Below are 12,736 nucleotides of genomic sequence, written 5' to 3' on the forward strand. Positions count from 1 at the left end.
GTAGAGGTACACTTTTTCAACGCTGGCATTGGGACGCATCATGGTGATGGGCTCCTGAAGAAAATCGGGAGCACAGCATCAGCCGTCAGCTATCCGCTTGGAATGTGGGGTTCACGGAGCGGATACGGCGTAACACCGAGAACGCCGAAACGCTGACCGGAACCGTCAGCACGGTTTCCGAAAAGCGCGGGATCGAGCCCGACTGATCGCTGACTCCCGAGGCGAGCGGCTGGCCGTTGACCTCGAGGTCCAGGGCCACGCCGTTGTAATCAATGGGGGTCTCATTGGGGTTCTGCACACGGATCTTCAGCGCAAACCGTACCTCCATGTCCTGGCCCTGCAGGGGCTCGATGCCGACCACGTTGATGTTGACCGGGTCGCGATTGGGAAAGAGCGCGCAGGCGCTCAGGGAGAGCATCAGCAAGGACAGGATAACGGCGTGGATACTGCGCATGACAGGCTCTCTTCAAGTAAAGGGCTGAACCGCTGCCGACGCAGCCCTCAAGCCGTGTCAGCGGTTCAACTGTGCGACCGCCGCAACGGTTACCGGTTCACCCTTGGCCGCAACATCGGGGTTTTCCATGACCTGGAGGATCGAGGCTTCCGGGTCGAAATCGTCTTCTTCCAGCTCGATGAATTCTTCCGGCAGGAAGATGTTCAGCACGATAGCGCACAACGCGCCGACAGTGATCGGCGATTCGAAGATGTTGTGCAGCGCCATGGGCAACTCGCGCAACACTTCGGGGACGGCCGCGACGCCCAGGCCCATGCCCAGGGAAATCGCCACGATCAACATATTGCGCCGGTGCAGGCCAGCCTCGGCGAGGATCTTGATACCGGCCACCGCCACGGTTCCGAACATCACCAACTCAGCGCCGCCGAGCACTGGCTTGGGCATTAACTGCAACACCGCGCCGATCATCGGGAACAATCCGAGCACTACCAGGAGGCCGGCAATGAAAAACGCGACATAGCGGCTGGCCACGCCAGTGAGCTGAATCACCCCGTTGTTCTGGGCGAAGGTCACCATGGGCATGCTGTTGAACACCGCGGCCATGGCCGAGTTGAGGCCATCGGCAAGCAGGCCGGACTTGATTCGCCGCATGTACACCGGGCCTTTGACCGGTTGCCGGGAAATCATCGAGTTGGCCGTGAGGTCACCGGCCGCTTCCAGCGGCGACACAAGGAAGATCACCGCCACCGGGACGAACGCGACCCAGTCGAAATTGAAACCATATTTGAACGGCACCGGCACGCTCATCAGGGGCACGTCGGGCATGTTCGAGAAACTGACGTCACCCATCATCCAGGCCACGAAATAGCCAAGGGTCAGGCCGATGACGATGGCCCCCAGGCGCAGGAATGGCACGTCGACCCGGTTCAGCACGATGATGGTGCCCAGCACCAGAGCGGCGAGCGCCAGGTGATGGGCACCGCCCAGGTCGGTGGCGCCGAAGCCGCCAGCGATATCGGTCATCGCGACCTTGATCAGCGACAGCCCCATGAGCGTGATGATGGTGCCGGTGACCACCGGGGTGATCAGCATCCGCAGTTTGCCGATGAACTGGCTCAAAACCACTTCAATGAAGGCGGCAAAAAAGCACACGCCGAAGATCGTCGAAAGGATCTCATCGGTGCCGCCGCCACGGGCCTTGACCATGAAACCGGCGCTGAGAATCACGCTGATGAACGAGAAACTGGTGCCTTGCAGGCACAACAACCCGGAACCGATCGGCCCGAAGCGTCGCGCCTGGACGAACGTGCCGAGCCCGGAAACGAACAGCGCCATGCTGATCAGGTAGGGCACTTCGCTTTGCAGGCCCAAGGCGCTGCCCATGATCAGGGTGGGGGTGATGATGCCGACAAAACTCGCCAGAACGTGCTGCAAGGCGGCGAAGACGGTGGCGGTGAGATGAGGGCGATCGTTGAGGCCGTAGATCAGATCGTTGTTGCGCGCAGCAGAGGCTTTTTCGGAGGCGGTCATGGTGATATGCGTGCCAAAAGGCGGGCCGGGTCAGAAAATGGAGGCGCAGGATGCCAGAAAGCTGGGAAAACAGTAACCAAGGGTTACAGAAATCCTGCTGCGGCGCTGCCAGGAACCTCAAGTGCCGGGCTTGAAAGCTGCCAGCAGATCCTCTTCGAACGCCTTTTGCGCATCCCCTGGCGACTGGGCGCGATGGCGGGCGAGCTGGAATGCCACTTCGAAACGGGTTCCATCATGCTGTACCGCGCGTAACAAGCCTTTTTCCTCCCAGCTTCGGGCGTAGTGGCAGGGTAGATAACCGATATGCCGGCCCGACAGAATGAACGCGAGCGTGCCTTCCACTTGCTCCGACCGCGCCGAACAAGGGGTCCCTTGAAAGGGGTCGTCGCGGCGCAGGAAGCGGTAGGGGTGGTCTACGCGATCACTGGCCTGCAGCGTTTGGTCGAGCGGCGCGTCGGTGCTGAAGAGTGGGTGGCCCGGGGCGCAGTACAGCTGCTGGCTCTCCCTGAACAGTTCACGGTAGTCAAACGCGTGCTGCGCCAGGGAGAAATAGCCGATGGCTAGATCCAGGCGTTGTTGCAACAGCAGCCTTTCCATTTCGCCGGGCATCGCGCTGATCAGTTCGATGCGCACCGACTCGTCGCGCTGGCGAAAGCGCCGTATCGCCTCGGCCACCCGTTGCAGCACCGATTGATCGAGCGCTTCGGACAACCCGACTCGCACTTCACCTATCAAGCGCCCGGCCACGCCATTGGATTGATGGCGGAAGGTTTCGATGGACTCGAACAGGGTGCGGATTGCGCCGAGCAGTTCCGCGCCCTTGGGCGTGACGTTAAATCCGCCTTTGCCACGACTGCATAACCGGTAGCCGAGCCGGGTTTCAAGCTTGGCCATCTGCTGACTGATGCTCGACTGGCTCAAGCCAAGTTCGCCTTGGGCGGCACTGAAACCACCGCACTCGACCACGCGTACAAACAAACGCAGAAGCTGCAGGTCCAGGTCGTGAAGTTGGCCAAGCATCAAACATTACTCCGTGATAATGCCAGGATAACAAAGTTGGTATTTTGCCAATGTATCCGACCGCGCATTGTGGCGTCACTCCGTAGATGTCAAACCAAGGAATATGCGATGGACGCCCCAATGCTGAACGATCAAGCCATGACCCGCGACAGCCTCTACGGTACTGCTGCGGAAAGCACCTACGCCGGCATCACCAGTTTCATGCGTCGTCGCTATAGCCGCGACCTGCGCGGAGTCGACGTGGCAGTCAGCGGCGTGCCGTTCGATACCGCAACCAGCAACCGTCCCGGTGCGCGTTTCGGTCCACGGGGCATTCGTGCAGCGTCGGCCGGGATCGCCTGGGAGCGCCACTGGCCGTGGACGTTCGATCCGTTCGACCACCTGGCGGTGGTCGATTTCGGTGATTGCACATTCGACTATGGCGCGCCGCACTCGATACCCCACAGCATCGAGGCCCACGCGGAACATATCCTTGCGGCCGGCAGCGCGATGCTGACCTTTGGTGGCGATCATTTCGTCACCTATCCACTGCTCAAGGCCCATGCGCGTAAACATGGCCCGCTGTCGCTCATCCATTTCGACGCCCACAGCGATACCTGGCCGGACGAGGCGGGCAAGCGGGTCGACCATGGCACGATGTTCTGGCACGCCGCACGCGAGGGCCTGGTGGAACCGTCGCGCTCGGTGCAGATCGGCTTGCGCACGACCAATGACGATGCCATGGGCTTTGCGATACTCGATGCACGCCAGGTGCATCGACGCGGCTGCGAGTCGATCGTCGAGGCCATCCGCGCCCGGGTGGGGGATAATCCGGTGTACCTGACGTTCGATATCGACTGCCTGGATCCGGCATTCGCCCCCGGCACCGGAACCCCCGTATGTGGAGGCTTGAGCACGGTACAGGCGCTGGAAATCCTGGGTGGTTTGCGCGGCATCAATCTGGTGGGCATGGACGTGGTGGAAGTTGCTCCGGCCTACGACAGCGCCGAGATCACTTCCCTGGCAGCAGCGACTTTGGCGATGGAAATGCTTTGCCTGTATGCGGCCAGACACAAGGTCGACCGTTGAAGCAATACCCTGCAGGAGCAAGGCTTGCCCGCGATGGCGATAGTGCGTTCACCAGCGCTTCGCGAGCAAGCCGGTCAAACAGTGGTTCGGTCAGGCGACCGGAATCTTCGGCAGGTCCAGGATCCGGTCGCCGCTGAAGCGCGAAAAGGAGCCCGCCAGGGTTTCATGCGGCACGCCCTTGGGCACGTCGCTCACTTCATCCAGCCGCGCCATTTGCCCGGCATCCAATTCCACCGCCAGCGCCCCCAGGGTCGAGTCCAGCTGTTCACGGGTACGCGAACCCAGGATCGGAATCAACGTGGTCGTCGACTGCCGGGCTTTTTCCCGCAGCCATGCGATCGCCACATGGGTCGGGCTGGCAGCCAGTTCCCCGGCTACGGCGAGCAGCGTATCGAGCAGGGCGGTCTCGCGGGCGCCTTTTTCCGCGTGGATCAGCATGCCCAACTTGGCTGCGCGGTTATCCCCGTCGCTATTGCGGTACTTGCCCGTGAGGAACCCGCCACCCAGGGGCGACCACAAGGTCGCGGCGAGGCCCAGAGCCTCGGCCATTGGCAGCTGCTCACGTTCGGCGCTGCGTTCGGCCAGGCTGTATTCGACCTGGAGTGCGACAATCGGCGCAAACCCGCGAACCTCGGCCAGCAGATCGGCCCGGGCAATGCGCCACGCCGGGAAATTCGACAGCCCCGCGTAGTGAATCTTGCCGGCACGCACCAGGTCGTCAAAACCTCGCAGAATCTCCTCCATTGGCGTGACGCCGTCGCTCATGTGCGCCCAGAACAGGTCAAGACGATCGGTTTTGAGGCGGGTCAGGCTCTCCTCGACAGCCCGGACCATATTCTTGCGATTGTTACCCGTGTGTGAAATGCCGTCTGCCGGAGTGGTACCCAAGGTGTATTTGCTGGCGATGACAAGCCGATCCCGCTCCGGCGCGATGAACTCGCTGAGCATGCTCTCAGACTGCCCGGCCTGATAGCCATTGGCGGTATCGATGAAGTTGCCGCCGGCTTCCAGGTAGCCGTCGAAAATGCGCATGGCCTCCTCGCGCTCCGCGCCGTGACCCCAGCCCGTGCCAAAATTGCCGGCCCCCAGGGCCAGCTCCGAAACGCGCAAGCCGGTTTTACGGCCGAATACTTTGTAGTGCATGGCGGTGACTCCTGGAGCGAGCAGTGCGGCTAGACATGAATGTTGTGCGATATTCGGTTAATATTACGTACGTAATATTAACCGTCAAGGTATTTTTCCACTGGCTGACGGCTAGCGCCCAAGCGCTCATGGCATACTGCCGCGCATGACCATCGACTCGCCGTTAAGCGCCTGGCAGCAGGCCATCGAACAGAAAGGTTTCGTCCAGGACGAAGCCCAGGAACATGCCGTGTGGGCCCTGCAGAAATGCTACGAGGCCCTGCACGAGGGGCGTCCGGGCGTGACCGGTGTCTATCTGTGGGGCCCCGTTGGGCGAGGCAAGACCTGGCTGATGGATCAGTTCTATCAAAGCCTGCGAGTCCCTGCCCGGCGCCAGCATTTCCATCATTTCATGGGCTGGGTGCACCAGCGGTCATTTCAGCTGACCGGTACCGCAGACCCGCTTAAAAGCCTGGCCCGGGAACTCGCCGAAGAAGTTCGGGTGCTGTGCTTCGATGAGCTGTTCGTCAATGACATTGGCGATGCGATCATCCTCGGGCGGTTGTTCCAGGTGATGTTCGAGCAGGGCGTGGTTGTGGTGTGCACTTCCAATCTGCCCCCTGACCAACTGTATGCCGACGGTTTCAACCGCGACCGGTTCGTGCCCGCCATCGAGGCGATCAAACAGCACATGCAGGTCATTGTAGTGGACGGCGCTGAAGACCATCGCCTGCATCCGGGCGCCGGGTTGCAGCGCTACTGGGTTGCAGAGCCCGGGCAGCCCAGTGCCTTGCACGAGGTGTTCCGGACATTGACCCTCGGCCAGTCGGTCTCCAGCGAGCCGATCGCGGTCGGTCACCGCTCGCTGCCGGTGGTACAGGCCAGCAAAAGCGTGCTCTGGTGCCGTTACGCCGACCTGTGCGAGCAACCCTTCGCCGCGATGGACTTCATGGTCCTGTGCGACACTTTCAAGGCTATCCTGTTGAGTGAAGTGCCGAACCTCAGCGCGCAAAAGCGTACCGGACGCATTGCCCGGGGCACTGAAGACGGGGTCGAGCGAGTGGCCGCTGGTGATCGCGAGTTACCTCAGTTGTCGGTGCATGATGACGGCGTGCGTCGATTCATCGCGCTGGTCGACGAATGTTACGATCGCAAGGTGCCGCTCTACCTTGAGGCCCAGGTATCCATGGCCGAGCTTTACACTGAGGGATATCTGGAATTTCCGTTCCGCCGCACCCTCAGTCGCTTGCAGGAAATGCAGCTGCAACGTTTTGCCGAGGTCTGACAACCGGGAGGCGAACCCATGTCTCACACGCTGTCGCATCATCTGCTGACCATGGCTTATCAGAACGCCTGGGCCAATCATCGGCTCGCCAAAGCATGGGGGCGTTTGGCCCCTGTGGAATTGGCGGCACCACGGGTCAGCTTCTTCCCCAGTCTCACAGCCACCTTGAATCACATCCTGACCTGCGACTGGTTCTACGTGGACGCGCTGGAGCGCGAGTTGCGCGGTGACGATCCGCATCCCGATTGCCAGGTGTTCTTCAGCCTGGATGAGCCCTGTACCACGGCTGCCGATCTGCAGCGCGAGCAGGCGCTGGTGGACCGGCGGCTGATCGCTTATTGCGAGCAGATGCGCGATGGCGATCTGGGCAAGATCGTGACCATTGCCCGTGACACGCCGCAGCATGACTGCCGATTGCGCATGCTCTCGCACTTGTTCGAACATCAGATTCACCATCGCGGGCAGGTCCATGCAATGCTCAGCTCAACCTCGGTGCAGCCGCCGCAGCTGGACGAGTTTTTTTGCGTGGGGGAGGCGGGCTTACGGGCTGAGGATTTTGCCGAGCTGGGATGGACCGAGGGATTGATCTGGGGGCATTGATCGGCAGGCTGGTATTCAATGCTTTGGGCGCAAAATGGGCTGCATTGCTGTTGATTTGTGATCGCGCTTGATAGATTCAGCGGCAGTTACTTCACGTGTGATCGAGGATGGAAATGGAATCCGCAGAAATTCTGGTACTTCAGGCCAGCTACACCAATGCCCTGCATGCCGAGGCCATCAGCCTGGTATTGAACCACTATGCAGAAGACCCGATGGGAGGCGGACATTCGCTGCCGGTCGATGTATTGGAAAACCTTGCGGGCGAACTGGCGAAGCGGCCACACGCCTTCAGCGTCCTGGCTTTCGTCAACGGCGAGCCGGCCGGTCTGGTCAATTGCTTTGAGGGTTTTTCGACGTTTGCCTGCAAGCCGCTGGTCAATGTGCACGACGTCGCCGTCGTGAAGAAATTTCGCGGTTTGGGGTTGAGTCAGAAGATGCTGCAAAAGGTCGAGGACATCGCCCGCCAGCGTGGCTGCTGCAAGATCACCCTGGAGGTTCTGGAGGGTAACGCCATTGCCCAGGCGTCCTATGGAAAATTCGGATTTGCCGCCGGGATGTTCGATCCGGCCCACGGTCGCATGCTGTTCTGGACCAAGGCGCTGTAAGACCTGAACCAGGCGAGGCGGGGGAGCAGGCTCCCTCGCCACAGCCTTGAGCTCGTTATGGTTTGTAGTGCTCCGTCATTTGTGCGGTCTGATCGTCCGGAACCCGCACTTGCGGCGCTGGCTGTTGCTGATTCGCCTGCTGACTCAATCGCAAGGTCTCGTAGTAATAGCGCATGCGTTCAGCGCCGCCTTCCGCCCAGGCGGCTGTCGTGCCCAGCATCATCAAACTGGCGAGGATCAGGGTTGTAGATTTCATGGTGTGCCTCCCACTACAGGTTTCGGGTGCCCTTTCTTCCATGAAGCAATGTTGAAAGGGCATTATCCGCCGATTCCGTTAATTGAGAATTAACAGCTTTTAAATCTTCCAATCGAGGCTCAGGGTCACGGTACGCGGGTCGCCCCAGTAGTTGCCGTTATAGAAGCCGACATTCTCGTAGTACTTCTTGTCGAGCAGGTTGTTGACGTTGAGCGACGCCGACAGGTGCTGGTCGAACTCGTAGCGCGACATCAGGTTGACCAGGGTGTAGGCGTCCTGGCTGATGTTGGTGCGCTGGGTGATGATATTGCCTGCAGCGTTGCGCCCCACCGGGCGACTCGCGGCGCGGTAGATCTCGCTTTGCCAGTTAAGCGCGCCGCCCACCGTCAGCGCATGCCAGTTGCCTGGAAGCCGATAGGCCGTGGACAGGCGGAACATGTTCAGGGGCGCGGTGGTGTTGGTGCGGTTCTTTTCGCCGTTGACCGAGTGGGTATAGGTGTAACCGGCGGTCATGTTCCAGTCGGCCATCACCTCGCCGGACAGTTCGGCTTCGAAACCCCGGACCTTGGTGCCCTTGCCATTGGCCTTGTAGAACTCCTCTCCGGTGACCGGATCCGGTGGCACCGAATCGTCGAGCTCGGCGACGTTGTCCTGATCACTCCAGAACAGCGCCGTAGCCAGGTTGAGGCGCTCCTGAAGCAGGCTGCCCTTGAGTCCCAATTCATAGTTGCTGCCCACCACCGGTTCGAGGTACTTGCGGTTGGCGTCGCGATTGGTTTGCGGCTTGAAGATGTCGGTGTAGCTGACGTAGGCGGTGTACTCGGGTGTGATGTCGTAGAGCAACCCGGCGTAAGGCGTCCACATGTCGTTGTGTTTCTGGCTGGTATCGTCCACTGCGCTCAACACCTGATTGGCGTCGTAACTATTGGTGGTGCTCGACGATTTCCAGCTGCCATAGCGGCTGCCAAGTACGGCGTGTAACTCATCGGTCAGGCTCAGGCGTGTGGCCAGGTAACCGGCTTTCTGCTCGGTGCTGCTGGTGGACCCGGTGAGGCTGGTCACCGTGTCGGAGAATTTGCCGATATCGCCCATGTACTTCCAGTCCGGCACGATCGCGTAGTCATCAGCCATCGGACCGTCGGTGTAAGGGTTTCTATCGCTGCGCTGCGCTTGGCCATAACCAATCATCAGTTCATGTTCGCGTCCCAGCAGCGAGTAGGGACCGGACACGTTGAAGTCGTAGGCTTTCATCTTCTGGGTGCCGATCATGTGACTGACGTTGGCCACCATGCCGCTGCGATCGGGCTCGGGGAAGCCGCCTCCGGCGTAGTAGATCTTGCCGTCGGTGTCACTCTCGCGGTGGGTGTAGGCGGCCTTGAGGTGCCAGCCTGCACCCAATTGATGGTCCAGGTTGGCGAAGGCGGTCTGGTCCTTGATCGGCCAGGAACTCCAGGACGTGGCCATGTTGGTCGAACGGCCAAGGTTGGCCTTGCTGCCGTCGGCATTCCAGTAAGGTACGGTGCCCCACGAAGTGCCCTGTACGTGTTTGTTCTGGTAGTCGTAACCCACCGCCAGGGTGGTGGCATCGGTCAGATCGGCTTCGAGCACGCCGTAGCCGACTTCCCGTTGCTGCTGGTATTTGTCGCGGAACGAGTCGCTGTCACGGTATGCCAGCACGCTGCGGCCGCGCAGGCGCCCATCGAAGGCCAATGGCCCGCCAACGTCCAGGTAGGTGTAGTAATTGTCGTAGCTGCCGGCGCTGACACCGGTCTTGGCCTCCCATTGCGCAGTCGGGCGTTTGCGCACCATGTTGATGGTCGCGGACGGATCCCCGGCGCCCGTCGTCAGGCCGGTGGCGCCGCGCACGACTTCGATGCGGTCGTAGATGATGGTGTCGGAGTCGGACTTCATGTAACTGAAGGTGTTGAGCATCCCGTCAACCTGGAAGTTGTTGATCGAGTAGCCGCGCGAGGAATAGTTGACCCTGTCGGAGTCGTTGTGTTGCACCACAATGCCGGTGGTCTGGCGCATGGCTTCGGACAGCGAAGTGAGTTTGAAGTCGTCCATTTGCTGGCGCGTGACCACTGAAACCGACTGTGGGGTTTCCTTGATCGACAGGTTCAGGCGCGTGGCGCTGCTCATGGCGCCGGTGGTGTAGGACTGGGTGTTTTCGGTGTTATTGCCCAAGCCCTGTGCGGTGATACTGGTGGCGGTCAGCTCGAGGGCGCCGGCGACCGGAGCCTTTTCAATTTCGCTGTCGGCGAGCAGGTCCGGGCTCAGTGCAACGCTGCACAGGCCGAGGGTTAAAGTCATGGAACGGGTAATAGGCGCGAACATCGCAGCCGACTCCTTGTCGTTGAGGGAAAAATTCCGTTTGCTCAAAGACGAAGGAGGGCGGCGAATATTTAGTGGTAAACAATAATTATAGTGTTTGCTGTGGGGTGCCTGGCAGCCTTAATGCTGCACGACTTCCACGGGTTTGGGTTTCATCAGGCTGAAGTCGATCAACGGCCGCTGCTGTTTTTCGTAGGGATTGCCGATCAGCAATGGGCGCGGCTTGAAGCTGTCGCTGACCAGGCTCTTGCTGCGATCGAGCTCATCGAAATTCAGCCCCGCCATGTCCGCCCAGGTGTGGATCAGGTGCGAGCTGCTGTAGGGGCGGCTCAGATCGCCAGCGAAGTTCCAGTCATGGGATTCACGCCATTTCGGCGAGGCCCAGGCCATGAAAGGAATGGTGTACATCGGCGCGGTTGGCTTGTTTTCGTTGCGGCCCAAGGTGCTATGGCCCGGCGAGTCGAAGACGTCTTCTCCATGGTCGGACAGGTACATCAGGAAGCCATTGGGGTCCGTTTTCGCGTAATCCTTGATCAGGCTCGAGACCACGAAGTCGTTATACAGGACCGCATTGTCGTAGCTGTTGTAGGTCGGCAATTGATCGTCACGTACGCCGGCCGGTACACCCTGGCGATCCTTGAACTTGTCGAAGGTCGAGGGGTAACGGTACTGGTAACTCATGTGCGTGCCCAGCAGGTGCACCACGATCAGCTTGCGCGGTGCCGCGTCGGCCAGGGCCTTGTTGAACGGCGCGATGACATCGCCGTCGTACTGGGCGGCGTTCTGGTTACGGTTGTTGTTGAGGTACACCTGCTCGTCGGCTTGCTCGGAGAAGGTCGTCAACATGGTGTTGCGCTTGGTCATGGTCTGCTGGTTGGTGATCCAGAAGGTCTTGTAGCCGGCCTGTTTCATCATGCTGACCAGCGACGGAGTCGACAGATACAACGCCGGGTTATCTTCGTCGGCGAATGTCAGCACCTGCTGCAGCGCTTCAATGGTGTAGGGGCGCGGGGTGATGACGTTGTCAAAGACCGATAACTGGTCCTTGAGCTTGTCCAGCTCAGGGGTGGTATTGCGCGGGTAGCCATACAGGCTCATGCGCTGGCGGTTGGTCGATTCGCCGATCACCAGTACCAGGGTCGCAGGCTGATTGGCTGCGGAGTCGGTAAGGTTTTTCAGCGGAGCGATCTTGCTCGCGCTGTGCAGCATGTCCTGCATGCCGGCGAGGGTGTCAAGGTAGCGGTGGTAAGCCACGGCCATCTGCCATGGCACGGCAGGTTCGATGCGGGTTTCGAATTTCTCGAAGCCTTCGGCCAGGCTGCCGGTACGCAGGGTCTGCTTGACCAGCGGATAACCGATCACTGCCACCAGGATGGCCGTTGCTGCCAGGAAGGCCCGCCCGCGAGGCAGGTACACCGGACGCAAGCGGGTCCACAGGAAGTAGGCAAACAGCGTGTGGGCAAGAAAGGCCGCGACCATCCACCAGGCGAAATACTGGGTCATGTACTCGCCAGCTTCAGAGATGTTCGATTCGAACATGATGAAGATGACGCTCTGGGAAAACTCCTGCTGATAGATGAAGAAGTAGCCCAGGCTGGCCATCGAGCAGGCCCACAGCACCACACCGATACAGGCGGCGAGCACACGGGTCTGTCGGGGAAAGAGCAGCATGGGCGCGAGCCAGACCGCGCTCATGATGAAGGCTTGGCGGAAGCCGGTGAAACCCGAGGTGCCGGTCAGCTGGATCAGCAGTTGGGTGATGCCGGAAAAGTACCAGAAGAACACAAACAGCCAGGCAAGCCCGGCCCAGTCGAACCCTTTCGCAGTCGTGTTGCTGCGTTTGAACAAAGCCATTCAGCGCTCCAGCCTAGATAATCGTCGACCGCCGCCAGTGGACACTGGTGGACGAACGGGCGCGGCACGCCTACCGAGCGGCCACAATGGCGCAGGAGTATGAATGAACGGGTGTGAAAAGTTTGTGAGTTGCAGGAGCGAGCTTGCTCGCCATGGGCGTGAACGATGACGCTGGGTGCCTGATGGCCCGCGGCGGCCTCTCGTTTTTCGCGAGCGAGCTCGCTCCTGCAGGGCGGTCAGGCGCGGTGGGTTACTGGCAGGGCCTGTGGCTGGTGGCCTTGGTTGAGCTGGCGCAATTGCGCAAGCTGCTGCTTCAGCAGGTCGTTCTCTTCTCTGAGCCGGCCCAGTTCATCACGACGGATCGTGACGTAGAGAGTTTGTGCTGGTCGTGCTGCTTGTACTGTGCCCATTGCTCACCTCGCAAATGGTGTTTCAACTGTGAACCTGCCCCCGACGTCGGGCGCTGATTAACTATCGGCTGCAATTTTGATTTCTTTTGCCTGCGAAGGGAACTTTTTTATTTTTCGTGGTCGGTGTGTCTTCGCGACGATTCCCGACGTTATCAGTCTGGATCGGGCACAATGCACGGAAACTTCATGGCGACCTGT

General features: G+C 60.2%; 11 protein-coding genes and 1 pseudogene. 4 read left to right on the forward strand and 8 right to left on the reverse strand.

Annotated features, from left to right (window positions below):
* Positions 1–103 precede the first annotated feature (103 nt).
* The 3 genes and pseudogenes from IMW75_RS23285 to IMW75_RS23295 form a co-directional block, all read right to left on the reverse strand.
* Positions 104–454: pseudogene (locus IMW75_RS23285) on the reverse strand (LEA/WHy family protein); the annotation flags it as partial.
* Positions 455–511: 57 nt separating this feature from the next.
* Positions 512–1,984 carry a nucleobase:cation symporter-2 family protein gene (locus IMW75_RS23290; RefSeq protein ID WP_205893891.1) on the reverse strand — a complete coding sequence of 491 codons (1,473 nt, stop codon included), beginning with the start codon at positions 1,982–1,984 and terminating at the stop codon, positions 512–514.
* 117 nt (positions 1,985–2,101) lie between these two features.
* A complete protein-coding gene (locus IMW75_RS23295) occupies positions 2,102–3,004 on the reverse strand; it encodes a LysR family transcriptional regulator (RefSeq protein ID WP_205893892.1) in 903 nt (300 codons plus the stop codon).
* Positions 3,005–3,112: 108 nt separating this feature from the next.
* Between IMW75_RS23295 and speB the strand changes: the two genes are divergently transcribed.
* The gene (gene speB / locus IMW75_RS23300; protein ID WP_045061108.1) at positions 3,113–4,072 is read left to right on the forward strand and encodes an agmatinase; all 960 of its coding nucleotides are present in this window, start codon (positions 3,113–3,115) and stop codon (positions 4,070–4,072) included.
* A gap of 90 nt (positions 4,073–4,162) precedes the next feature.
* Here the strand turns inward: speB and IMW75_RS23305 are convergent, their stop codons facing one another.
* On the reverse strand, positions 4,163–5,215 hold the full coding sequence (locus IMW75_RS23305; protein ID WP_205893893.1) for an aldo/keto reductase: 1,053 nt from the start codon (positions 5,213–5,215) through the stop codon (positions 4,163–4,165).
* 145 nt (positions 5,216–5,360) lie between these two features.
* Between IMW75_RS23305 and zapE the strand changes: the two genes are divergently transcribed.
* The 3 genes from zapE to IMW75_RS23320 all read left to right on the forward strand — a co-directional run bounded on the left by zapE (position 5,361) and on the right by IMW75_RS23320 (position 7,684).
* Positions 5,361–6,479, forward strand: coding sequence for a cell division protein ZapE (gene zapE / locus IMW75_RS23310; protein WP_205893894.1), 1,119 nt, complete (start codon positions 5,361–5,363; stop codon positions 6,477–6,479).
* An 18-nt stretch (positions 6,480–6,497) separates the two neighbouring features.
* Positions 6,498–7,079: a DinB family protein gene (locus IMW75_RS23315; protein WP_205893895.1), complete on the forward strand. Its 582-nt coding sequence runs from the start codon at positions 6,498–6,500 to the stop codon at positions 7,077–7,079.
* 113 nt (positions 7,080–7,192) lie between these two features.
* Positions 7,193–7,684 carry a GNAT family N-acetyltransferase gene (locus tag IMW75_RS23320; protein WP_045061112.1) on the forward strand — a complete coding sequence of 164 codons (492 nt, stop codon included), beginning with the start codon at positions 7,193–7,195 and terminating at the stop codon, positions 7,682–7,684.
* Between the two features lie 55 nt (positions 7,685–7,739).
* On the opposite strand, the gene IMW75_RS23325 is transcribed toward IMW75_RS23320, so the two are convergent.
* The 4 genes from IMW75_RS23325 to IMW75_RS23340 all read right to left on the reverse strand — a co-directional run bounded on the left by IMW75_RS23325 (position 7,740) and on the right by IMW75_RS23340 (position 12,538).
* Positions 7,740–7,940 carry a hypothetical protein gene (locus IMW75_RS23325; protein ID WP_045061113.1) on the reverse strand — a complete coding sequence of 67 codons (201 nt, stop codon included), beginning with the start codon at positions 7,938–7,940 and terminating at the stop codon, positions 7,740–7,742.
* 99 nt (positions 7,941–8,039) lie between these two features.
* The gene (locus tag IMW75_RS23330) at positions 8,040–10,277 is read right to left on the reverse strand and encodes a TonB-dependent siderophore receptor (RefSeq protein WP_045061114.1); all 2,238 of its coding nucleotides are present in this window, start codon (positions 10,275–10,277) and stop codon (positions 8,040–8,042) included.
* 117 nt (positions 10,278–10,394) lie between these two features.
* Positions 10,395–12,128: a phosphoethanolamine transferase CptA gene (locus IMW75_RS23335; RefSeq protein ID WP_045061115.1), complete on the reverse strand. Its 1,734-nt coding sequence runs from the start codon at positions 12,126–12,128 to the stop codon at positions 10,395–10,397.
* A gap of 236 nt (positions 12,129–12,364) precedes the next feature.
* On the reverse strand, positions 12,365–12,538 hold the full coding sequence (locus IMW75_RS23340) for a DUF6026 family protein (protein WP_205893896.1): 174 nt from the start codon (positions 12,536–12,538) through the stop codon (positions 12,365–12,367).
* Positions 12,539–12,736 lie beyond the last annotated feature (198 nt).

This window comes from Pseudomonas gregormendelii (assembly GCF_017114825.1).
Classification (GTDB): Bacteria; Pseudomonadota; Gammaproteobacteria; order Pseudomonadales; family Pseudomonadaceae; genus Aquipseudomonas; species Aquipseudomonas gregormendelii.